Annotated in this window: 17 protein-coding genes and 2 pseudogenes; 6 read left to right on the top strand and 13 right to left on the bottom strand. The window is 73.7% G+C overall.

Annotated elements, in window-relative coordinates:
- Positions 1-38 precede the first annotated feature (38 nt).
- The 3 genes and pseudogenes from CIK06_RS20600 to CIK06_RS20610 all read right to left on the bottom strand — a co-directional run bounded on the left by CIK06_RS20600 (position 39) and on the right by CIK06_RS20610 (position 3897).
- Positions 39-1445, bottom strand: a complete 1407-nt coding sequence (locus CIK06_RS20600; RefSeq protein WP_095566206.1) for a class II 3-deoxy-7-phosphoheptulonate synthase — start codon at positions 1443-1445, stop codon at positions 39-41.
- Between the two features lie 93 nt (positions 1446-1538).
- Complete coding sequence (locus tag CIK06_RS20605) at positions 1539-2051, bottom strand: hypothetical protein (protein WP_095566207.1); 513 nt, start codon at positions 2049-2051, stop codon at positions 1539-1541.
- Between the two features lie 200 nt (positions 2052-2251).
- Positions 2252-3897 (bottom strand): annotated as a pseudogene (locus CIK06_RS20610) (glycosyl hydrolase family 18 protein).
- Positions 3898-4162: 265 nt separating this feature from the next.
- Between CIK06_RS20610 and CIK06_RS20615 the strand changes: the two are divergent.
- Together CIK06_RS20615 and CIK06_RS31500 are read left to right on the top strand one after the other, a co-directional pair.
- Positions 4163-5059 (top strand): DUF4397 domain-containing protein, encoded by an 897-nt coding sequence (locus tag CIK06_RS20615; protein ID WP_095566208.1) that lies wholly within the window; start codon positions 4163-4165, stop codon positions 5057-5059.
- Between the two features lie 404 nt (positions 5060-5463).
- Positions 5464-5775, top strand: a pseudogene (locus CIK06_RS31500) (sortase domain-bontaining protein); the annotation flags it as partial.
- Positions 5776-5977: 202 nt separating this feature from the next.
- Here CIK06_RS31500 and proC read toward each other — a convergent pair.
- The 3 genes from proC to CIK06_RS20635 form a co-directional block, all read right to left on the bottom strand.
- Positions 5978-6796 carry a pyrroline-5-carboxylate reductase gene (gene proC / locus CIK06_RS20625; RefSeq protein ID WP_095566209.1) on the bottom strand — a complete coding sequence of 273 codons (819 nt, stop codon included), beginning with the start codon at positions 6794-6796 and terminating at the stop codon, positions 5978-5980.
- A gap of 150 nt (positions 6797-6946) precedes the next feature.
- Positions 6947-7975 carry a 6-phosphofructokinase gene (locus CIK06_RS20630; RefSeq protein ID WP_095566210.1) on the bottom strand — a complete coding sequence of 343 codons (1029 nt, stop codon included), beginning with the start codon at positions 7973-7975 and terminating at the stop codon, positions 6947-6949.
- A 169-nt stretch (positions 7976-8144) separates the two neighbouring features.
- On the bottom strand, positions 8145-8636 hold the full coding sequence (locus CIK06_RS20635) for a polyadenylate-specific 3'-exoribonuclease AS (protein ID WP_095567994.1): 492 nt from the start codon (positions 8634-8636) through the stop codon (positions 8145-8147).
- Positions 8637-8977: 341 nt separating this feature from the next.
- Here CIK06_RS20635 and CIK06_RS20640 point away from each other — a divergent pair, with 341 nt between their 5' ends.
- A complete protein-coding gene (locus CIK06_RS20640) occupies positions 8978-9670 on the top strand; it encodes a Crp/Fnr family transcriptional regulator (RefSeq protein ID WP_095567995.1) in 693 nt (230 codons plus the stop codon).
- Between the two features lie 201 nt (positions 9671-9871).
- On the opposite strand, the gene CIK06_RS20645 is transcribed toward CIK06_RS20640, so the two are convergent.
- A complete protein-coding gene (locus CIK06_RS20645; protein ID WP_095566211.1) occupies positions 9872-10237 on the bottom strand; it encodes a hypothetical protein in 366 nt (121 codons plus the stop codon).
- A 99-nt stretch (positions 10238-10336) separates the two neighbouring features.
- Here CIK06_RS20645 and CIK06_RS20650 point away from each other — a divergent pair, with 99 nt between their 5' ends.
- The 3 genes from CIK06_RS20650 (at position 10337) to CIK06_RS20660 (ending at position 16499) form a co-directional block, all read left to right on the top strand.
- Positions 10337-13807: an adenylate/guanylate cyclase domain-containing protein gene (locus CIK06_RS20650; RefSeq protein ID WP_095566212.1), complete on the top strand. Its 3471-nt coding sequence runs from the start codon at positions 10337-10339 to the stop codon at positions 13805-13807.
- A 306-nt stretch (positions 13808-14113) separates the two neighbouring features.
- Positions 14114-14944, top strand: coding sequence for a hypothetical protein (locus tag CIK06_RS20655; RefSeq protein WP_095566213.1), 831 nt, complete (start codon positions 14114-14116; stop codon positions 14942-14944).
- A gap of 142 nt (positions 14945-15086) precedes the next feature.
- The gene (locus tag CIK06_RS20660; protein ID WP_095566214.1) at positions 15087-16499 is read left to right on the top strand and encodes a trehalose-6-phosphate synthase; all 1413 of its coding nucleotides are present in this window, start codon (positions 15087-15089) and stop codon (positions 16497-16499) included.
- A gap of 57 nt (positions 16500-16556) precedes the next feature.
- Here the strand turns inward: CIK06_RS20660 and CIK06_RS20665 are convergent, their stop codons facing one another.
- From CIK06_RS20665 to CIK06_RS20690, 6 genes are all read right to left on the bottom strand, one after another.
- Positions 16557-17354: an alpha/beta hydrolase gene (locus tag CIK06_RS20665; protein WP_095566215.1), complete on the bottom strand. Its 798-nt coding sequence runs from the start codon at positions 17352-17354 to the stop codon at positions 16557-16559.
- 26 nt (positions 17355-17380) lie between these two features.
- Positions 17381-18739, bottom strand: a complete 1359-nt coding sequence (locus tag CIK06_RS20670) for an NAD(P)/FAD-dependent oxidoreductase (RefSeq protein ID WP_232534349.1) — start codon at positions 18737-18739, stop codon at positions 17381-17383.
- A gap of 294 nt (positions 18740-19033) precedes the next feature.
- On the bottom strand, positions 19034-19732 hold the full coding sequence (locus CIK06_RS20675) for an endonuclease/exonuclease/phosphatase family protein (protein WP_095567996.1): 699 nt from the start codon (positions 19730-19732) through the stop codon (positions 19034-19036).
- A gap of 104 nt (positions 19733-19836) precedes the next feature.
- Positions 19837-20793, bottom strand: a complete 957-nt coding sequence (locus CIK06_RS20680; RefSeq protein ID WP_198348371.1) for an ROK family glucokinase — start codon at positions 20791-20793, stop codon at positions 19837-19839.
- Positions 20794-20848: 55 nt separating this feature from the next.
- Positions 20849-21658, bottom strand: coding sequence for a hypothetical protein (locus CIK06_RS20685; RefSeq protein ID WP_095566217.1), 810 nt, complete (start codon positions 21656-21658; stop codon positions 20849-20851).
- 39 nt (positions 21659-21697) lie between these two features.
- Positions 21698-22153 carry an SRPBCC family protein gene (locus CIK06_RS20690; protein ID WP_095566218.1) on the bottom strand — a complete coding sequence of 152 codons (456 nt, stop codon included), beginning with the start codon at positions 22151-22153 and terminating at the stop codon, positions 21698-21700.
- Between the last annotated feature and the right edge of the window lie 136 nt (positions 22154-22289).

Below are 22289 nucleotides of genomic sequence, written 5' to 3' on the forward strand. Positions count from 1 at the left end.
GTTCGCCGCCGGCCGGTGCGGCCCGGCCCGGTCGCGGGTCAGCCGCGCAGCATCTCGGCGACCAGGAACGCCAGCTCCAGCGACTGCTGGGTGTTGAGCCGGGGGTCGCAGGCCGTCTCGTACCGGTCGGGCAGGTCGAGATCCTCGATGCCCTGGGCGCCGCCCAGACACTCGGTGACGTCCTCGCCGGTCAGCTCGACGTGCAGGCCGCCCGGGTGGGTCTCCAGGCCGCGGTGCACCTCGAAGTAGCCCAGCACCTCGTCCACGATCCGGTCGAAGTGCCGGGTCTTGTACCCGTTTGACGACTCGTGCGTGTTGCCGTGCATCGGGTCGCACTGCCAGACGACCTTCGCCCCGGACGCGGTGACCTTGGCGACGATCGGCGGCAGCGCGTCGCGGACCCGGTGGTTGCCCATCCGGCTGATCAGGGTGAGCCGGCCGGGGATGTTCTCCGGGTTGAGCTTCTCGCACAGCTCGATCGCCTCGTCCGGCGAGGTGGTCGGGCCGAGCTTGACCCCGATCGGGTTGGCGATCCGGGACACGAAGTCGATGTGCGCGCCGTCCAGTTGCCGGGTCCGCTCGCCCACCCAGAGGAAGTGGCCGGACAGCCCGTACGCCCGGCCGCCGGCGACCCGGGTGAGGGCGCGGTCGTACTCCAGCGCGAGCGCCTCGTGCGAGCAGTAGAGGGTGACCGTCCGCAGCGCCTCGTCGTCGGTCATCCCGCAGGCCCGCATGAACGCGAGCGCCCGGTCGATCTCCCGGGCGATGGCCTCGTACCGCTCGCCGGCCGGGGAGCTCTTCACGAAGCCCTTGTTCCAGTCGTGCACGGCGTGCAGGTCGGCCAGGCCGCCCACGAGGTACGCGCGGAGCATGTTCATCGCCGAGGACGAGTTCGCGTACGCCCTGATCATGCGCTGCGGGTCGGCGACCCGGGCCTCCGGCGTGGCCTCCAGCGAGTTGATCATGTCGCCGCGGTACGCCGGCAGGCCGCGGGCGTCGGTGGGCAGCGAGCGGGGCTTGGTGTACTGCCCGGCGACCCGGGCCACCTTCACCACCGGCAGCGAGGCGCCGTAGGTGAGCACCACGGCCATCTGCAACAGGGTGCGGGCGTTGGCCAGCAGGTGACTCTCGGTGTTGTCGGTGAAGGTCTCGGCGCAGTCGCCGCCCTGCAACAGGAACGCCTTGCCCTCGCACACCCGCGCCAGCCGCTCGCGCAGCAGGTCCACCTCGTACGGCGCGACCACCGACGGCACGTTCTGGAGGATCTTGCACACGTCGGCCACCGCGGCCTGGTCGGGCCAGGGTGGCGTCTGAGCGCGGGGCAGGTCCTCCCAGCGGTCCAGCCCGAGGGCCGCGTCCTCCGCCGAGTCCGCGGTCGGGCGGGTGGTCCGCAGGCCGGGATTGGCCACATCCGGGTAGCTCAGTTGGTGCCACTCATGGCGCATGCCAGAAAGCGTACGGCGACCGGAACCGGGCCTTGGCACCGAGGGTGACCGTTCCGGTTTGTGGGAGCCCCCGGCTCGCGGCGCCGGACCGGTTCAGGAGGACGGCTCGGCGCTGACGTCCGGGTCCGCGGACCCGTCCGGGTCGGCCGTGGCCGCCGGCTCCTCCTTGCCGATGCACCACGCGCCGTCCACCGAGGTGACCGCGAAGCTGACCGAACGGCTGAGCGACTTCCCGCTCACCTCCACCGTCACGGTGCTCTCGACCCGCTCCCAGCCGTTGTCGGAGCTGACGTCGACGATCTCCGCCTCGGTCACCGTGAAGTGCTTGGCGAAGTCGCCGCTGCTCCCGGTTGCCGCCTTGTCGAAGGTCTCCTGGAGCGGCGCGCAGAGCTGCTCGCGGCCGGCCGCCACGTCCTTGGCCTTCATCGCGTCCAGGTACGCCTGGACCCGCTCCCGGGCCCGCTGGCCGGCGTCCTCGGTCGCCTGCTGGCCGGCGCCCGATCCCCCCTCGTCGGCACCGCCGCCGAGGCTGCATCCGGCCAGGGCCAGCGGTGTGATCAGGAGCACGGCGGCGAGCCGGGCCGGCCGGGACGTCGATAGGACCATCGGGCGCTCCTTGGCGGAACATCGCGCTTCCATCGAGCGGCGAGTGTGCCACACCGTTCGGGCAACCGACCACCCGCCGGGCCCGGGTCGGCGGGAAAGTCCGACAAACGAGCCCGGGCCGGGTGAAACGCCCCGGGTAGCCGGAGGGGGCCTCCTTCCCCGCCGCGCGGCGGGGAAGGAGGCCCCTGTGGGGTCCGCCGTCAGCTCAGACCGCTGGACATCGCGCCGATCAACTCGCCGTTGCCGGTGTCACCGGACAACTCCCAGAAGAAGGCGCCACCCAGCCCCTGCGTCTTGGTGTACGACATCTTGCCGCCGATGGTCGACGGGGTGTCGTAGCTCCACCAGTTGTTCCCGCAGAGCGCGTACGCCGTCCCGGCGATCACGTTGGTGGCCGGACAGGTGTTCTTGAGCACCTTGTAGTCCTCGATGCCCGCTTCGTACGTTCCCGGTGCGGCGCCGGTGGCCGACCCACCGGGTGCGGACTGGGTCACCCCGGTCCACCCCCGGCCGTAGAAGCCGATGCCGAGCAGCAGCTTGCTGGCCGGCACCCCCTTGCTCTTGAGCTTCTGCACGGCCGCGTCGGCGTTGAAGCCCGCCTGCGGAATCCCGCTGTACGAGTAGAGCGGCGAGTGCGGGGCCGTGGGACCCTGCGCGTTGAACGCGCCGAAGTAGTCGTACGTCATCGGCGCCACCCAGTTCAGGTACGACGCGGCGCCCGCGTAGTCGGCGGCGTCGATCTTGCCGCCGGAGCTGCCGTCGGCGGTGATCGCCGCGGTGACCAGGAAGCTGGAGCCGAAGCGGGACCGCAGCGCGCTCACCACGTTCTTGAACGCCGCCGAGCCGCTGCTGTCGCACTGCAGACCACAGGCGTTCGGGTACTCCCAGTCGATGTCGATCCCGTCGAACACGGTCGACCAGCGGGAATCCTTGATCAGCGAGTAGCAGGAGTCGGCGAACGCGGCCGGGTTCTGCGCGGCCTGGGTGAAGCCGGCCGACCAGGTCCAGCCGCCGAACGACCAGAGCACCTTGATGTTGGGGTACATCTGCTTGAGCTTGCGGAGCTGGTTGAAGTTGCCCCGCAGCGGCTGGTCCCAGGTGTCCGCCACGCCGTCGACGCTGTCCGCCGCGGTGTACGCCTTGTCGTAGTCGGCGTAGCTGTCCCCGATCGAGCACCGGCCGCCCGTGGTGTTGCCGAAGGCGTACAGGATGTGCGTGAGCTTGCTCGCGGAGCCGCTGGTGACGATGTTCTTGACCTGGTAGTTCCGGCCGTAGATGCCCCACTCGGTGAAGTAGCCGACCAGCTTGCGTCCGCCGGCCGGCGGGACGGTCGGCGGCGGCGTGGTCGGCGGTGCGGTGGTGGGCGGTGCGGTGGTGGGCGGCGCCGTCGTGGGCGGGGCCGTGGTGGGGGCGCGGTGGTCGGTGCCGAAGTGGTGGGGGTCGTGCCGCCGCCGCAGGGCGCGCCGTTGATCGTGCAGTTCTGCGGAGCCTTGTACGGCCCGGTGCCGTTGTATCCCCAGCTGAACGTGGCACCGGGTGCGAGCGGGCCGGCCCAGCTCTTCTTGACCGCGACGTAGTGGTTGCCGCTGCTGGTCACGTCCGCATCCCAGAAGGTGCTGATGGTGGTGCCTGATGGCAGGTCGAACTCGATCCGCCAGGTGGCCACGGTCGCCGACGAACCATTGGTGATGGTGACCTTGCCCTCGTGCCCGGTGCCCCAGTCGGAGCCCGCGGCGAACGTGGCGGTCAGGCTGCCGGCACCCAGGGCCGCGGTCACCGGAGCGACGGCGAGCAGGACCGCCGCCAGCGCTCCGGCCCAGACGGCCCGGCGCGGGGGTCGCAACATCTGCGCCTCCTTAATAGTAAGGAAACCTTCCAGTAAGTAAGTACGCAGACGCTACGACCCGCGTCACCGGTTCGTCAAGATGTCAATATGTCGATGCCCGCGGACGTAGTCCCCGCAAGGCCCACCTTCCCCGACAAAAGCCACGGGCAACGGACACCCCATCATCCCCGTGCCGGTCAGAAATCGGTCAGCACCGCGGTGTCGACTTGCACGAGAGTCCCACAGACGGGACTGTGGTGCGGAACTGACCTGCACAGGAGGCGGCATGACACCCCCCGCACCCGGAATCCGTCCACCCCGGCCCGGACTCGCCCGAGCCGGCGCCGTGCTGCTGGCCGCCGTGCTGTCCGTCGTGCCGCTCGGCCCGGCCGCCACCGCCCTGGCCGCCGCGCCCGTCGGTTACGTACGGCTGGCCCACCTGTCCCCCGACACGCCCGCGGTGGACGTCTACCTCAGCAAGGCCACCGCCGGGGCCGAGCCGCAGGTGTTCCGGGCCGTCGGCTACGGCCAGCTCTCCCCGTACCTGCCGACGCCGGCCGGCCGGTACGCGGTGGCCATGCGCAAGGCCGGTGCGCCGGCCGACCAGCCGCCGGTGCTCACCACCGAGGTCGCGGTGACCGCCGGCCAGGCGTACACGGTGGCCGGGGTGGGCCGCTACGCCGACCTGGGCCTGCGGGTCCTGGACGACGACCTGACCGCGCCGCCGGACGGCCGCGCCAAGGTCCGCGTGGTGCAGGCGTCGGTGAAGGCCCCGGTGCTGGACGTCGCCGCCGAGAACGGGCCGACGGTGGCCACCGGCGTGCAGTTCGGCACCACCACCGGATACGCGGACGTCCAACCGGGATCCTGGCGGCTCCAGCTCTCCCCGCCCGGTGCCCGACCCACCAGCACGGACGTCACGCTGGCCGGCGGCGCCGTGTACTCGCTGCTGGTGCTCGACGCCGACGGGGGCGGACTGCGCACCGAGCTGCGGACGGACGCCCGGGGCGGCACCGTCGTACCGGCCGGCGGGGTGGCGGCCGGTGGCGGCGGCACGGCCCCCGGCGGCGGATCCCGGCTCCCGCTCCCGCTCGCGCTCGGCGCGCTGGCCCTGCTCGCCGCCGCCGGCCTGGCCGCCGCGGCCGGACCGGCGATCCGGCGCCGCGCCCGCACCACCTGGTGAACGCCGCCCCGCCCGGTGGCGGGCGGCCCGGCGGCGCCCCGGGCAGCGGCCTCCCGGACAGCAGCCTCCCGGACAGCGGCCTCCAGGACAGCGGCGCCCCGGGCGACCGCCTCCCGGGCGGTCGGGACGCCAGCATCGTCCGGCACCGCGGGCGCTGGCCCGGGTCCCGGGTACGCGCCGGCGGCGCCGTGGGTCTGCTGCTGTGCGCCACCACCGGCGCCGCGCTGGCGTTGACCGCCGGCGCGCCGGCCCCGGTGCCGAGCTGGTATCCGGCCTGCACCCGGCAGTGCGTGCCGGACACCGGCGGCGGCGCGCAGCCGTGGGCCGCCGCGGACCCGGCCGGACTCACCGGACCGCCCCGCCGGGTCCGCGTCCCCCGGCTGGGGATCGACTCGTCGCTCGCCGTGCTGGGTCTGGACCCCTCCGGCGAGCTGGTTCCACCCACCGACTACGACCAGGCCGGCTGGTACGGCGGCGGGCCGGCGCCGGGCGACGTGGGGCCGGCCGTGCTCGCCGGGCACGTCGACTCGGCCACCGCGCCGGGGGTGTTCGCCCGGCTCGGCGAGCTGGGTCCGGGTGATCTGATCGAGGTGCTCCGCGGCGCCGGTACGGTGACGTTCCGGGTCACCTCGGTGGATCGCTACCCCAAGGACGGCTTCCCGACGGCCGCCGTCTACGGGCCGACCCCCGACGCCGAGCTGCGCCTGATCACCTGCGGTGGCACCTTCGACCGGCGCACCCGGCACTACCGGGACAACGTCGTGGTGTTCGCCGGCGCCGTACCGCCGGCCGACCCGGCCGCGCGACAGCCCTCGCCGCGCGACAGCCCTCGCCGCGCGACAGCCCTCGCCGCGCGACAGTCCCGGCCACGCACGACAGTCCCGGCCGCACCACAGTCCCCGCCGCGCGGCGGCGGGATCAGTCCGCCTGTGCGGCGAGTTCGCGGGCGCGGTCGCGGGCGGCGGCCAGCGCGGCGAGCAGCGCGGCCCGGACGCCGTGGTTCTCCAACTCCCGCACGGCCGAGATGGTGGTCCCGGCCGGCGAGGTCACCGCCTCCCGCAGCTTGACCGGATGCTCGCCGGAGTCCCGCAGCATGACGGCCGAGCCGATCGCGGTCTGCACGATGAGGTCGTGGGCGACCTGGCGGGGCAGGCCGAGCAGGATGCCGGCATCGGTCATCGCCTCGACCAGATAGTAGAAGTACGCGGGACCGGACCCGGAGAGCGCGGTGACCGCGTCCTGCTGGGCCTCCGGCACCCGGATGGTGGCGCCCAGCGGGGTGAACATCTCCTCCGCCAGCGCGAGATGCTCGTCCGTGGCGTGCTGGCCCGCCGAGATGGCCGTCATCGCCTCGTCCACCAGCGCCGGTGTGTTGGTCATCACCCGCACCACCGGGGTGCCCTCGCCGAGGCGGCGGGCGAAGAACGCGGTGGGCAGGCCGGCGCAGAGCGAGATCACCAGCTTGTCGGCCGGCACCTTCGGCCCGATCTCGGCCAGCAGGGTCGCGGCGTCCTGCGGCTTGACCGCCACGGCCAGCACGTCGGCCTCGGCCACCGCGGTGAGGTTGTCCACCATCCGTACGCCGTACCGGTCGGCCAGTTCCTCGCTGCGGCCCGGCCGGCGGGCCGTGGCCAGCAGCTTCCCGGCGGGCCAACCGGCGCGCAGCAGTCCCGACAGGACCAGCTCGCCGATCTTGCCCGCGCCGATCACGGCCACGGTGTGTGCCCCCGCCGCCATCGCCCCTCCTCATCCCGTCCCCGGCCGCCGAACGCAACCCGGCCGCCCGGTGGGACGACGCGAGCATCCCGGAGGATGGCCCGCCGTGTCCGGCGCGGCGGTCAGAGCTGACCGCGGCAGGCCGGGGTACGGCGGGCCACCTCCGGCAGCTCAGCTACCGAAGAAGACCTCGGCCTCGGTGTACCGCTCCAGCGGCACGGTCTTCAGCTCGGCGGTGGCCTCGACCAGCGGCACCCGGACGATCTCGGTGCCCTGCATGGCCACCATCTTGCCCCAGTCGCCGTCGTTGGCCGCGTCGATCGCGTGCAGCCCGAGCCGGGTGGCCAGCACCCGGTCGAACGCGGTCGGCGTGCCGCCGCGCTGGATGTGCCCGAGCACCACGGTCCGGGCCTCCTTGCCGGTCTTCGCCTCCAGCTGCTCGGCCAGCCACTGACCGATGCCGCCGAGCCGGACGTGCCCGAAGGCGTCGAGCTCCTGGTTGTGCAGCACCATCTGCCCGTCCAGCGGCTGCGCGCCCTCGGCCACCACCACGATCGGGGCGTACTGGTGCTGGAACCGCTTCTCCACGTACCCGGCGACCTGCTCCACGTCGAAGCGGCGCTCGGGCAGCAGGATGACGTTGGCCCCGCCGGCGAGCCCGGCGTGCAGGGCGATCCAGCCGGCGTGCCGGCCCATCACCTCGACCACCAGCGTCCGGTGGTGGCTCTCGGCCGTGGTGTGCAGCCGGTCGATCGCCTCCATCGCGATGTTGACGGCCGTGTCGAACCCGAAGGTGTAGTCGGTGGCGCCGAGGTCGTTGTCGATGGTCTTCGGCACGCCCACCACGTGCACGCCGAGGTCGTGCAGCTTGGTGGCGACCCCCAGCGTGTCCTCGCCGCCGATCGCGACCAGGGCGTCCACGCCCTGCGCGGCGAGGTTCTCCTTGATCCGCTCGACCCCGTTGTCAATCTTGAACGGGTTGGTCCGGGAGGAACCGAGGATCGTTCCACCACGCGGCAGGATCCCGCGGACCTCGGCGATGCCGAGCGGCCGGCTGAGCCCCTCCAGCGGGCCGCGCCAGCCGTCCTGGAAGCCCACGAACTCGTGGCCGTAGTTGGCAACACCCTTGCGGACGACCGCCCGGATCACCGCGTTCAGGCCGGGGCAGTCCCCGCCGCCGGTCAGCACGCCGATACGCATGAGCTGCTTCTCCTTCTCGGAAGGCTCGATCAGCCCGTCGAGCCCCAGGGTCGAAGTCAGGTCAGACCGCGGCGTCGTTGCCGGCCCGGGGCGGGCCGTCAGTGCGCACTCTAGCCGCCGGTGCCGACGGCCAGAAGCTGACCTCCAGGGTACGGGTCGCCGCAGCGGGTCAACCTTCCAACACCCGCCAGCGGGCGAGGTTGTGTCGGGCGTCCACCAGCGCGTCGTGCCGGCCGGTGGCCTCCGGCAGCGCCGGCCGGCCCCGATCGTCCCACCGCTGGCGCAGGTCCTTGGTCAGCCGCGGCAGTTCCCGCGGCAGCGCCGGCATCGGTCCCCAGAGCTGGGCGAGCACCACGTGGTCGTAGGCCGCGAACCAGGCCCACAGCTCGATCCGCTCCCCCGGCCGGTCCCGGACCGGTTCGGTCAGGAAGGCGTACAGGTCGTCCCGGATCCGGTCCCGGCTGCGCCACGCCGGGTCCGCGGGCGAGGGCAGCTTGTCCAGCACGTTGCGACGGACCCAGGGGATCGCCCGGCGGTCGTCGAACTCGGTGGAAACGGCGTAGAACTCGCGACCGTGTTCATCGACGACGCCGATCGACACGAGGTCGATGGTCCGGCCGTCCTCGATGAACTCGCAGTCGTAAAAGTAGCGGTACACCATCGTCATCATCCTGGCGTACCGGGCGGATCTTCCCGCGGGCGGGTCCGCCGCGGTCGGCCGGATGAAGCACCCCCGCCCCCACTCCGGCCGACCGCGCCGCCCCGCGGCCCGATCCGCCCCGCCCCCGTACGGCCCCCACCTCGGTGGCGGATCTACCGATCATCGTGCCCCGCCACCAGCGGCGGAACTGTCACGGAAACGATTTGAGGGGTGTACAGCACGCGACAGGACAGTCATGATCTGATGTGTGCCGTTGCCGGTGGGGATCGGCAGTAACGGCACGCGCCCGGGCTGGGTAGGTCCGGACGCGGGAGGTGGTCCGTAGCGGGGAGGGGTTGGCCGTGGAGGGACGCCTACCGGAGCCCGGCGACGCGCTCGCCGGAGTCGACATGTTCGCCGGTCTCGAACCGGAGGCGCGGCAGCGCGTGATCGCCGCGGCGGTGCCGCGTACGTACCGCAAGGGCCAGCTGCTGTTCGTCGAGAACGACCCGGGCGAGTCGCTGATCGTGCTGCGCCGCGGGGCGGTGGCGGTGTTCCGGACCGCGCCCACCGGTGAGCGGGCCATCCTGACCGTGATGCGCCCGCCGGACGTGCTCGGCGAGGTGTCGCTGCTGGACGCCTCGACCCGGTCCACCTCGGCCGAGGCGATCGAGGACACCACGGCGCTGGCGCTGAGCCGAGGCGCGTTCATGGAGCTGGTGCACTCCAACCCGCGCATCCTGGACGCCGTGATGCGCTCCCTCGGCGGGCTGATCCGCCGGCTCACCGACCAGAACGCCGACTACGTCTTCCTCGACCTGCCGGGTCGGGTGGCCAAGACGCTGGTTCGGCTGGCCGGCGAGAGCCAGGCGTCGATGATCACCATCGAGCTGAACCAGAGCCAGCTCGCCGAGATGGCGGGCGGTTCCCGGCAGAGCGTCAACCAGGCCATCGGGTCGTTCGCCAGCCGGGGCTGGCTGCGCACCGAGGGCCGCCGGATCGTGGTCACCGACGTCGGGGCGCTGCGCCGCCGGGCGGGGATGGTCGACCGCTGAGCGCCGCCGCGAGACCGGCGAGACCGGCGAGACCCGCGAGACCCGCGGGACCGGCGAGACCCACGAGACCGGCGAGAGCGAGACCGGCCCGACCGGCGCGGTCCCGCCGTACGCCGGCATGCGCGACGCCGGCCAACCATGCTGGTTGACCGGCGTCGCAAACCCCACCGCATCGACTGTCCGGACAGTCCCGTTGCCCGGTCAGTCGGGGGGCGGGGCGGTCGGCCCAGGACCGATGAGTCCCTTTGGCTTCAGGCTGTCCTTCGTCGTGGTGGAACTCGTGTCCGATTCGGCACCCTCTCCGGGTGCGGTCGGGCCGGGGCCAATGCGGTTCACGTGTGCCGTACCGTCAATCGTGCCGTTGGCATTGCCGTCGGAACCGTCGTATTCCTCAACCACTCCTAGCTCCTCCAGTTCGGCGAGGGTGACCACGTCGACGTCGATGACATCGCCTGCTTGGTGCACAGCTCCGCTGAGGTCGGTCCAGGCCGACGCCAGCCGAACATACATTGTGGCCTCCTCGGGATGAATGACCTTCAGCCGAAAGGCTAGCGGCGCTGCCGCCATGGCCAAGAGATCGTCAGATTGGCTACAAGTCCGTTACCGGACCTTGCGACACCCGGACATACTGGAGCCTCCTGCGACCCGACGGAGCTACGAGACAGCGTGACGTGTCCGAATTGTTCACGCGTTGCCGGCCCGGACGACCGCTTCTGCGCCGGCTGCGGTCGCAGTCTTGCTCCACAATGCGTCCATTGTGGACATCAGAGTGCATTTGATGCCCGCTTCTGCACCAGTTGCGGGCAGCCGCTGAACGAGCCCGCACCGACGGCCCAGGAGGACCGCCGGCAGGTCAGCGTCCTGTTCATCGACATCGCGGACTTCACCGCGTACGCCGAACGCGCCGACCCGGAGCAGGCCCGCACCCTCCAGCAGAACTACTTCTCCGCCGTCCGCCGACTGGTCCGTCAGTACGGCGGGGTGGTGGAGAAGTACATCGGCGACGCCGTGATGGCGATGTTCGGCGCACCGGTGGCCACCGACAACGACGCGCTGCGGTGCGTGCGCGCCGGGCTCGAACTCCAGCGGGTGCTGGCCCGGCAGCCGGCGGCCAACCACCCGCCGATGGGCTTCCGGGTCGGCGTCGCCACCGGAGAGGCGCTGGTCAACCACGCCGCGGCCCGGGACGGCGGGCAGGCGTTCGTGACCGGGGACGTGGTGAACACCGCATCCCGGCTGCAGTCCCTGGCCCCGATCGGCGGCGTCGTGGTGGACGAGGCCACCTACGCCGCGACACAGCGGGAGATGGAGTACGTCGAACAGCGGTCGGTCACGCTGCGCGGACGCTCAGCGGTCAGCCAGGTCTGGCTGGCCAGCCGCGCCCGACCCCGCGACGACCTGTACACCGCCGAACTCGCCCCGATGGTGGACCGGGACCACGAGCGTGGCCTGCTGGTCAACGCGCTGCACCGCACCGTGCACGAGGGCGTACCGCAGCTGGTGACCGTCTTCGGGCCGGCCGGGGTCGGCAAGAGCCGGCTGCTGCGCGAGCTGGCCCGGCACGCCGCCAGCCTGCCCGGGCGGCGGGTCGGCTGGTGGGTGGGGCACTGCCCGCCGTTCGGGGAGAACGTCGCGTACGCGGCGCTGGCCGACATCGTCAAGTCCTGGGCCGGCATCCTGGACAGCGACGACGAGGCGACCCGCTCCGAGCGGCTGCGCGCCCGGCTGGCCCGGCTGCCCGACGGGCACCGCGGTTCGCTGCCGGACGCCCTCGCGCCGCTGGTCGGGGTGCGGGGCGAACGCCTCGGTCCGGGCGAGACGGAGTCGGCCTGGCGGCGTTTCCTGCTCACCCTGACCTCGGCCGGCCCGACCGTGCTGGTGTTCGAGGACATGCACTGGGCCGACCAGCCGATGCTGCACTTCATCGAGCAGCTCGGCGCGGCCGCCCGCGGCCTGCCCCTGCTGATCATCGCCACCGCCCGGCCGGAGCTGCGGGAGCGGCAGCCGGCCTGGACCAGCGCGATCAGCGGCGCGATCTCCATCTCGGTGCCGCCGATGCACGACTCGGACATCGCCACGCTCTACTCGCTGCTGCTCGGGCAGGCCGCGCTGCCGGCGGACGTGCTGGAACCGTTGATCGAGTTCGCCGACGGCAACCCGCTGTACGCCCAGGAGTACACCCGGATGCTTGTCGACGGCGGCATGGTCCGGCCCAGCGGACTCGTTCCGAGCGGTACGGACGTACCCCGGATGCCCCGGACCGTACAGGCGGTGATCGCCAACCGGCTCGACCTGCTCGATGCGGCGGACCGCGCGGTGCTCCAGGCCGCCGCCGTGGTGGGGACGCACTTCTGGCCCGGCGCGGTGGCCGCCGCGGTGGGCCGGGGAACCGAGTGGGTCGAGCGCTGCCTGGACCGGCTCCAGCAGCGCGACCTGGTCTACGAGCAGGCCGCCTCGGCCATGGGCGACCAGCCGGAGTACCGCTTCCGGCACGTGCTGGTCCGGGACATCTGCTACCAACGGCTGCCCCGCTCCGAGCGGGTGGCCCGGCACCAGCGCACGGCGGACTGGCTGGAGCAGGTCTCCGACGGGCAGCAGAACGACCTCACCGAGGTGCTGGCCAACCACCGGTGGGCGGCGCACGAGATCGCCCGCACCGTCGGCCTGGACCCCACGCCGTACGCCCGCCCGGCCCGGCAGGCGCTGCTGCGCGCGGCCCGCCGGGCGTACGCGCTGCACGCGCTGGAGGCCGCGGAGACGCTGATCAACCGGGCCCTGCGGCTGGACCTGCCGGCCGACCTCGGCCTCGACCTGTTCGCCGCCGAGGTGGCGCTCTACCGCGACAGCGACGCCTTCCTCAACGACAACGGCGCCGAGCGGCTGGCCGAGCTGACCGACCGGCTGGCCACGGCCGGCGACCGGGACGGGGCCGCGCTGGCCTGGACGCTGCGCGGCACCGCCGCCTGGCGCCGGGCCGACCGGGCCGAGACGCTCGTCTGCCTGCACCGGGCGATCGGGCTGTACGAGGACCTGCCGGCCTCCGAGGGGAAGGCGACCGCCCTGCTGGAGCTGGCCCGGGTGCACATGATCAACGCGGAGACCGAGCCCGCCTGCGTGGCCGCCCAGTCGGCGGTCGACCTGGCCAGCCGGCTGGAGCTGTCCGAGGTCGAGGCCAACGCCCGGATCACGCTGGCCGCCGCGCGGTACATGTCCGGCGTCCCGGCGGCGGTCGACGAGCTGCGGGAGGTCACCGAGCACTGCCGGTCGCTCGGCCTGACCAGCCGCCGGCGGGCGGTGGGGAACCTGGCCTGGGCGTTGCAGGAGGAGGGCGACCTCGGCGGTTCCGCCCTGCTGGTCAAGGAGCAGGCGTCGATCGACATCGGCGGCGGGCACAGCCTGGCGGTCAGCTTCGCCGAGCGGTTCACCGACGCCTACTACGCGGGCGACTGGACCTCCGCGGTGCAGGCCGCGGACGAGGCCACCGACCGCCCCACGGCCGAGTGGGACCTGCACATCGTGGCGGTCGCCGGCTGGATGCGGGCGCTGCGGGACGAGCCGCCGCGGGCCGGTGCGACCCGCGACGGGTTCGACCCGGACCTCGTCGAGGACGAGGTCGAGCAGGCGCTGGCGGCGGCCCGGCGCAGCGGGTTCCACCGGGTGATCTGTTCGACGCTCGCCCAGGCCGCGCTCTGCCGGGCCGTGCAGGGCCGCACCGAGCAGGCCGTGGACCTGCTGACGGAACTGGACGCCGACTACCGGCAGACGACCATGATCGCCTTCATGGAGTGGATCACGGCGGCCGGGCACACCGCCGCGGTGGCCGGCGGGAAGGCGGCCGACCTGGTGCTGCGGATGCTCGACCGCACGCCGCGGGAGACGCCGTGGGCCCGCGCCGCCCGGCGCTGCGCCGAGGGCACCCTGGCGGCCGCCGCCGGTGACCGGGCCGGCGCGGCCGAGGCGTACGCCGCCGCCGCCGCACTGTACGCGGGGATGCCGGACCGGACCGATCAGGTGCTGGCCACGGCGTTCCTGGTGGGTGTCGGCGGCGGTCCGGCCGAGGTCGCCGCGGTGCGCGAGTTCGCCGCGCGCAACCAGGCCGGCGGCCTGCTCCGGCTGGCCGGGCTCGACCGTCCGTAGGCGGCCACGGATGCCGCCCCTTCAATCCCTTAGCGGGGAGATGATCCGTCTTTGTGACGAAGGTGACTTTGCGCTTCGCCGACCTTCCCTCATCCGGCCCGCCGACCCGTCCACCGGGCTGGGGCGGCGGACCCGATCGGCCGGATGAGGGTCGGCACGGCGGCCGGGTCGAGCAGATGGAGCAGTACGCCGCACCACAACGCACTCCCGGAACCGGTGGCCGGCGTGTCAGGATTCAAGGCACGGCGTACGTGTACCGCGGAGATCCGCCGCCGGGCACGCGCGTCGGCGAGGGAGGGATGTCCGGTGCCAGGGGGCGGGGCCCGGCGAGGCCGCCGGGACAACGGGATCGACGCGAGTGAGTTCGCGGTCGTCGGTGACGTCGATCCGCGGGTCGGTGAGCACCTGCTGGACGTGTTGGCCGCCGGCGGCATCGCCGCGTACCTGCAACCCTCGGCCGACCTCAATCCGGTCACCCGGACCACGACCGTGCCGCCCCGGCCGACCGACCGGCTCTACGTCGACCGGACGCACCTGGCCACCGCGCGCAACTACCTGACCCAGCTGGCCGACGACGGCGGGCCGCCCGAGGCGGAGCGCTCGGAGCCCGATCCGGACGTGGACGCCGCCTGGTCGAAGATCATCGAGGGCTACCATCTTGAGGTCGAGACCGCGGCCCGGCCCTGGCCGGCGGTGGAGGACGTGGTGGCGGATCCGACGGCACCGCCGCCCGTCGGCCCCGGCACGAACCCGGAGCCGCGCCCGGCGCGGTCGCCCGGCGTCCGGCCGCTGACCTCGGCCACCGACATCTCCGGCATCTCCCTGGACGACCGGGACGACCGGTCCCTGCTGGACGGCCTGGACACCTTCGGGGCCGACCTGCCCGACGACCCGGAGGACGGCTACACCCCGCCGCCACCGCCACCGCTGCCCCGGCTGTCCCGGTACACCGTGCTGGGCGTGCTGGCCGTGCTGCTCGGCTTCGTCCTGTTCCTCTTCCCGGAGCTGCTCCCGATCGACCGGGACGTGGCCCAGGTCACCGGATTCGCCGGCATCCTGACCGGATTCGTGACCCTGATCTGGCGGCTGCGCCCGGGGGACGACGACGCCGATCCCGACGACGGAGCGGTGGTCTGAGCCACACTCCCCGCGACCGGTCGACGGTCCGTAACATTCGCGCAACGTGGGGTCAGTAGGAATACTGCGAAGAAGGTCGATTCCTCCGGTCGGCCGTCCGTCATGCCGACGACGACCGCCCCCACTCCTCGCGAGGTAACCGATGCACCCACGATCGCTCGTGGTGGTGGCCAACCGCCTGCCCGTCGACGACAGCCTGCCGGACGGCGCCTGCGAATGGCGCCGCAGCCCCGGCGGCCTCGTCAGCGCCCTGCACCCGCTGCTGCGGCGCGAACCGGCGACCTGGGTGGGGTGGGCCGGCGGCACCGGCCCGGCGCCCTCGCTGCCGGACATCGACGGGGTACGCATGGTCGCCGTCCCGCTGTCCGAGGAGGACGTCCGGGACCACTACGAGGGCTTCGCGAACGCGACCCTGTGGCCGCTCTACCACGACGCCGTCGAGCAGGCCGCGCACCACCGCCGCTGGTGGGACGCGTACCAGCGGGTCAACCAGCGGTTCGCCGACGCGGTCGCCGAGATCGCGGCGCCGGACGCGGTGGTCTGGGTGCAGGACTACCATCTCCAACTGGTGCCGGCGATGCTGCGGGAACGGCGTCCGGACGTACGGATCGGGTTCTTCCTGCACGTGCCGTTCCCCCCGCCGGAGCTGTTCATGCAGCTCCCCCGGCGTTCCGAGCTGCTGGCCGGCATGCTCGGGGCGGACCTGGTCGGCTTCCAACGGGCGCAGGCGGCGCACAACTTCGCCCAGTTGGCCACCCGGCTGCACGACCTCACCGCCACCGACGAGCAGATCATGGTGGGTGACCGGGCGGTACGGGTGGGCTCCTTCCCGGTCTCCATCGACATGGCCGAGATGGCGACCCTGGCCGACCGGCCGGACGTGCTGCACCGGGCGCGACGCTGGCGCGGCGACCTCGGCAACCCCCGGCACGTGGTGCTCAGCGTGGACCGGATGGACTACATCAAGGGCATCGAGCAGCGGCTGAAGGCGTACAGCGAACTGCTTGAGGACGGCTACCTGAAGGTGCACGACACGGCCCTCGTCCAGGTCGCGGTGCCCAGCCGGGAACGGGTGGCGCAGTACCAGGTGCTGCGCGACCGGGTGGAGCGCGAGGTCGGCCGGATCAACGGGGAGTTCGGCCGGGTCGGCGAGCCGGCCGTGCACTACCTGACCCAGCCGTTCGACCGGGCCGGGCTCGCCGCCCTCTACCGGGTGGCCGACGTGCTGGCCGTCACGCCGCTGCGGGACGGGATGAACCTGGTGGCCAAGGAGTACGTGGCCGCCCGGGTGGACGACGGCGGCGCGCTGGTGCTCAGCGAGTTCGCCGGCGCGGCGGCCGAGTTCACCGACGCGTTCCAGATCAACCCGCACGACCTGGACGGCCTCAAACGCACCCTGCTGGCCGCGCTGCAGACCCCGACGGACGAGCTGCAACGCCGGATGCGCTCCATGCGCGAACAACTGCGCACGCACGACATCCGGGCGTGGGCGCGGTCGTACCTCTCCGCCCTGGACGAGACCGGGGCGCTGGCCGAGCGCATCACCGCCGACTGACCCCGGGCGGCGGACCGGGCGGACCCGGCGGGCGTCGTCTGACCGGCACGGGGCCGGTCAGACGACCGCCGGGGCTTCCTTCTCCAACCAGTCCAGGATGGCCTCGATCGGCTCGTACCAGCCGGCGTCCAGCATCAGGTCGTGGCCCATGCCGGGGAACAGCAACGGGGCCGTGGCATGCCGACCGGCCGCCCGGGCCAGCGCCGCGGGCGGCACGATCCGGTCGTCCGGGGTGCCCACCACCAGCACCGGCGGATCGCCGACCGGCGGTTCCACGGCCGGCCGGTCGAGCAACTGCCACTGGGCGCGCCGCCCCGCGCGGCCCATCCGGGCCAGGTACGCCTCGGCGGCCTCCGCCGGCAGCTCGCGGCTGAACCGCTGCCGCCGGTTGCACCGCAACCCGCCGCCGAACACCGCCGGCAGCGTCCCGGCCGGGTTGCGGCGCAGCGCCGTACCGAGGGTGCCCCAGCCGCCGAGGACCGGGGCGACCAGCACCGCCGCGCGGGCCGGATAGCGGGCCAGGGCGTGCTCGACCACCAGCGCGCCGGCGCCGTGGCCGACCAGCACGGCCCGCCGCGGCAGGCCGGCCGCGGCCTGCACCACGTCGTGCGCGTACGCCCGCAGGTCCGCCCCGGGCGCCGGCCCGCTCTCACCGTGCCCGCGCAGGCTGACCGCGTACGCCGGGAAGCCGCGACCGGCCGCGTGGCCGAGCCAGTTCTCCGCGAAGATCCACGCACCGTGCCCGAACCCCGGCACGAACAGCAGCGGCGGCCGGCCGTCGTCCGAGGCGGGCAGCGCGCTGAGCACCTCCCGGCGCACCGGCGGCACCGGGTCGGCCCAGTCCCGGAAGCGCATGATCTCCGGCCGTCCGGCGCGAGCACTCACGCGGGCACCTCCAGGTCGTCCAGGGCGCGCTGCAACGCCCGCATGAACTCCACGTGTCCCACCTCGAACCAGTGCCGGGTGCTGTCCTTCACCTTCGCCTGGTGCCAGCGCCGGGACGCCTCGGCGTCGATCCGCCGGGTGAAGGCGGCGGCCCGCTCCGGTCCCCGCTCGCGCAGCCGCAGGTACCGGGCGACCACCACGCTCTGCCAGTGGGACAGCGGGAAGACCCCCGAGTCCGGCTGCACCAGGCCGACCACCGCGAGGGTGGGATGCTGCCGCGGGAAGGCGTTCAGGAACAGGGTGGGCCGGCCGGACCCGTCGTCGCCGAGCACCGCCGGGTCGAGGAAGTCGAACCGCGGCAGGTAGCCGGTCGCGAGCACGACCACGTCCGGCTCCACCCGCCGGCCGTCGGTCAGCACCACGGCGTTGCGGTCGAACCGGGCCACCTCGGGCACCGGTTCGATGCCGCCGTGACCGACGTAGTAGACGAGCTGGCTGTTGGCGATCGGGTGCGTCTCGTACACCCGGTGATCCGGCCGGGGCAGGCCGAACCGGGTCAGGTCGCCGACGGTCAACCGCAGGGTCCGGTGGAACAGCCACTGCCGCAGCCGCAGCGGCAGCCGGTACCACTGGACCCGGTCGTTGACCTGGTCGACCGGCCGGCCGAAGGTGTACTTCGGCGCGTACCAGTAGCCCCGGCGGGTGGAGTGCCAGCACCGCGTGGCCTGCTGGGCGGCCTCCACCGCGATGTCGCAGCCGGTGTTGCCGGCGCCGACCACCAGCACCCGCTTGCCGCGAAGCTGGGTGACGTCCTTGTACGCGCTGGCGTGGATCACCTGGCCGCGGAAGTCCTCCAGCCCCTCGTACTCCGGCATCTTCGGCGACCAGTTGTGCCCGTTGGCCACCACCACCGCCCCGTACCGGCTGGTCCGTTCGGTGCCGTAGCCGCCGGTGCTGCGCGTGGTCACGTACCAGCGGTCGTCGCCGGCCGGCTCCACCCGGACCACCTCGGTGCCGAACCAGATGTGCCGGCGCAGGTCGAAGTGGTCCGCGTAGCGCTCAAGGTAGGACAGCAGCCGCGCGTGGTGCGGGTAGTCCGGCCAGTCGTCCGGCATCGGGAAGTCCGGGTACTGGGTGAACGGCTTCGAGGAGATCAGGTGCGTGCTGGCGTACACCGGGCTGCGGTCGTGCCGCCAGTTCCAGATGCCGCCGACGCCGGTCTCCCGTTCGTAGCAGTCGACGCCGAAGCCGTACTCGGTGAGGTTCTTGACCGCGGTCAGGCCGCTGGCCCCGGCGCCGATGACGCAGACGGTCTCGCCGCGGTCGTACACCTGGCGGCCGTCCCGCCACTGGATGGCACCGGGCTCGGGCGCAGGCCCGGTGGCCTGCGGCCGGGAACTCCGCGCGGCGGGGCCGGGCTGATCGGTGGAGGTGGACACCGCAGATCTCCTTCGCGCTCCGCCACGAGTGCCGACGTGCCGCAGAATCCTCATACCTGGCCGCCCCGTTGTCCAGTCGGCACACGGACGACATCGGGACGGCGCCCCCGCCGTGCAGAAGGCGACAACAACGGCCCTGGTCCGGCGCCGCGGCGCAACCGCCGCACCGCGCAGCGCCCGCCGCGGCGCGACCGTGCCGCGCCCGATCTCTCAGCCCGGCGGCAGGATCAGGTCGGCCAGCACCGGCAGGTGGTCGCTGGCCCGGCGGCTGTCCGCGGTGTCCGGCACGTCGTAGTCCCGCACCCGGATCCGCGGATCGACGAACACCGCGTCCAGCCGCTGTCGCGGACCGGCGCACGGGAACGTGAGCCGGTCGGCCCGGTCCGCCGCGACGGCCGCGTCGGTCAGCCCGTCGGCCACCGCCTGCCAGGCCGGCCCGCCCGGTACGTCGTTCAGGTCGGCACCGAGGATGACCGGCAGCCGCACCCCGCCGACCGCGGACCGCAGCAGCGCGGCCTGCGCGGGCCGTTCCGCGGGATCGGTGGACAGGTGCGAACCGGCGACCACGAACCGGGCCGTCCCGGTGCCGTCCGGGTCCGGGCCGACCGAGCACTCCGCGTACGCCGCACCGCGCAGGTGCCGCCCGGGGGTCAACGGGTACCGCTGGGTCCAGGTGCGGTGCACCCGTACCCGCAGCGTGGTGAGCACCAGGTTGCCCAGCGAGGGCAGCCCGCCCACCGCGACCACCATGCCGAACGCCTCGGCCAGGGCCGCGCACTTGTGCTGCCACCGGAAGCGGCGGGGCGCCTCCTGCACGATCAGCACGTCCGGTGCCGCCGCCCGGACCGTGGCGGCCAGCGCGGCCCGGTCGTCCCGCTGGCCGTGCACGTTGTACGACAGCACGCGCAGCCGCGCACCGCCGCCCTGCGCCGCCGGGCCGCCCTGCGCCGCCGGATCGTCGCCGTGCCCCGCCGGGGTGCCCTGCGCCGGGGTGCTGTCCGCCGCGGGGGTGCTCACCGGCGGCCGGCCAGATCGGCGGCGCCGACCACGCCCGCGGTGTTGCCCAGCTCCGCGGGCCGGATCTCGGCCACCGCGATCCGGCCGCGCTGCGCCAGGGACTCCCGGTAGGACCGGTTGGTCGGCCCGAGCAGCAGGTCACCGGCCTCGATCACGCCGCCGCCGACCACCAGCAACTGCGGGTCGAGGATCTGCGCGAGGTCGGCCATCGTCATTCCCAGCCAGCGGCCCAACTGGGCGAACGCCTCGGCCGACACGGGGTCGCCGGCCTGCGCCGCCGAGGTGACCATCCGGCCGGTGATCGCCTCCGGGTCCCCGCCGGCGAGTTCGAGCAGCGCGGTGGCGCGGGCCGGTTCCTGGCGCGCGCCGGACCGGGCGAACCGGACCAGCGCGCTGCCGCTGGCGTACTGCTCGATGCAGCCCAACCGGCCGCAGCCGCACAGGTGTCCCTCGGGCACGGCCAGCACGTGGCCGAGTTCGCCGGCGATGCCGTGCGCCCCGCGCAGCAGTTCGCCGCCGAGCACGATGCCGCCGCCCACCCCGGTGCCGATGGTGAACATCACCATCGAGTCGTCCGCCGCGCGGGCCGCGCCGAACCGGAACTCCGCCCAGGCCGCGACGTTCGCGTCGTTCTCGACGATCACCGGCAGGCCGACGGCCGCGCTCACGTAGTCCCGCAGCGGCTCGTCCCGCCAGGCGATGTTCGGGGCGAACAGCACGGTGGACCGGTTCGCGTCGATCCAGCCGGCCGCGCCGATCCCCACCGCCTCGATCTGCCGCCCGGTGGCCAGTTCGGTGGCCACCTCGACGATGATGTCCCGGGTCTTGGCCACGTCGTCCGCGGGGGTGTCCCGGCGGATCTGGGTCAGGACCGCACCGGACTCGTCGACCACACCTCCGGCCACCTTCGTGCCGCCGACGTCGACCCCGATGCTCAGCGCCACCGTCGCCACTCCCCTCTGCCGTGCCGTACCCGGCACCCGATACACCGCCGCGGGCGGACGTCCCTCACTCCGTGCGCCGGACGTCGTCGTCCGGCGGGCCGGCGTCCTCCGGGGCCCGGCTGGCCGGCACCGTCGGGCCGGGCGCGACGCCGCCGGCACCCGCCGGCGGGCCGGATCCGGCCGGCTCCCGGCCCGGATCCGCGGTCGTCGCGGCCGCCCAGACGTCCCGCTCGGCCGTTGGCTGTGCATCATGCCGGGTACGGGTCGCCGCGCGCCACACCCGGTCCGGATCGCCGGACGCGGCGGGCCGGGCCGGGCGTGGTCGGGCCGGTCCGGGGGCGCCCGAGGCCGCCGGTCGGGCACCGCCCGGCGGCGGTGCGCCGGCGTCGCTCGGCGCGGCCGGGCCGGTCCCGTTCGGCGCGGCCGGGTCGGCGTCGCTCGGTGCGGCCGGGTCGGCGTCGGTGGGTGCGGTGCCGCCGGCCTCGGCCGGCGCCTCCGCGCCGGGGGGTACGAGCGAGCGGAGCAGGCTGGCCAGCCCGGCCGCCAGGTCACCCGCGCCGGTGCTGAGCCGCTCGGCGAACTCCGGGCTCGGGTCGCGCAGCGCCGCGATGGTCCGGCAGACCGGGCAGACGCAGCACTCGGCGCTGCCGGTGGCGAACCGCGCGCCGGTGCCCTGGGCGGCGGGACCGGCGGACGGGCCGCCGGTGGCCCCCGGGGTCTGCGCCGGGGCGGTGAACCGGCCGAGCGCGCCGAGCAGCTGGTCCACCGGACCCGCGACCCGGTGACCGGCGGCGGCCAGCCGGGCCGCGGCCAGCGCACTGGCCACCAGTCGTTCCGCCTCGTGCCGGGCGTTGCCCGGGTCCATCTGCGCCATGTCCGACCCCTCACCGCGGCGATTGCGCCGGGTACGCCGTCACGGCGTACCCTCGCCGGCTTCCACCCGCCGCTTGAGGTGCTTCAGCGCGGCATCCATGATCATCTTTTCGGCCTTGCGACGGAACATCCCGAGCGTCGCGACCGACAGCTCGACGGCCAGCGTGTAGGTGACGGTGCAGGTCCCGTCTCCGTTCTCGGTGAGGTCGTAGGAACCGGTCTGCCGGCGCTGCATCCGGCTCGGCGCGGCCAACTCCCACTCGATCCGGGTCAGGTCCTCCGCGTACGAGTACACCAGCGTGTAGTCGTCGGCCAGCATGCCGGCATCCACCACGAAGCGTACCCGGCTGGCGTACCCGTCCTCATATTCCTCGATCACCTCGGCGTCGCGTACCGCCTCGGCCCACTCCGGATAGCGCGCAAAATCGCAGATCACCTCCGCCACCCGGGAACACGGCGCCGAGATCACGATCGACTGGGTGGAGGACTCCGCCATGGGGGGCAGGCTACCCTCTGTGCCGCCTCGGGGGTCCGGGCGGCTCGCCCGGCCCCACCGGCGCAGCCGCGTCCGCCTTGCGGGCAGGACCGGGGCGGGCCGGGTAGGTTCGACAGGCCGGGCGCGTCGCCAGCAC

The organism is Plantactinospora sp. KBS50, assembly GCF_002285795.1.
Classification (GTDB): domain Bacteria; phylum Actinomycetota; class Actinomycetes; order Mycobacteriales; family Micromonosporaceae; genus KBS50.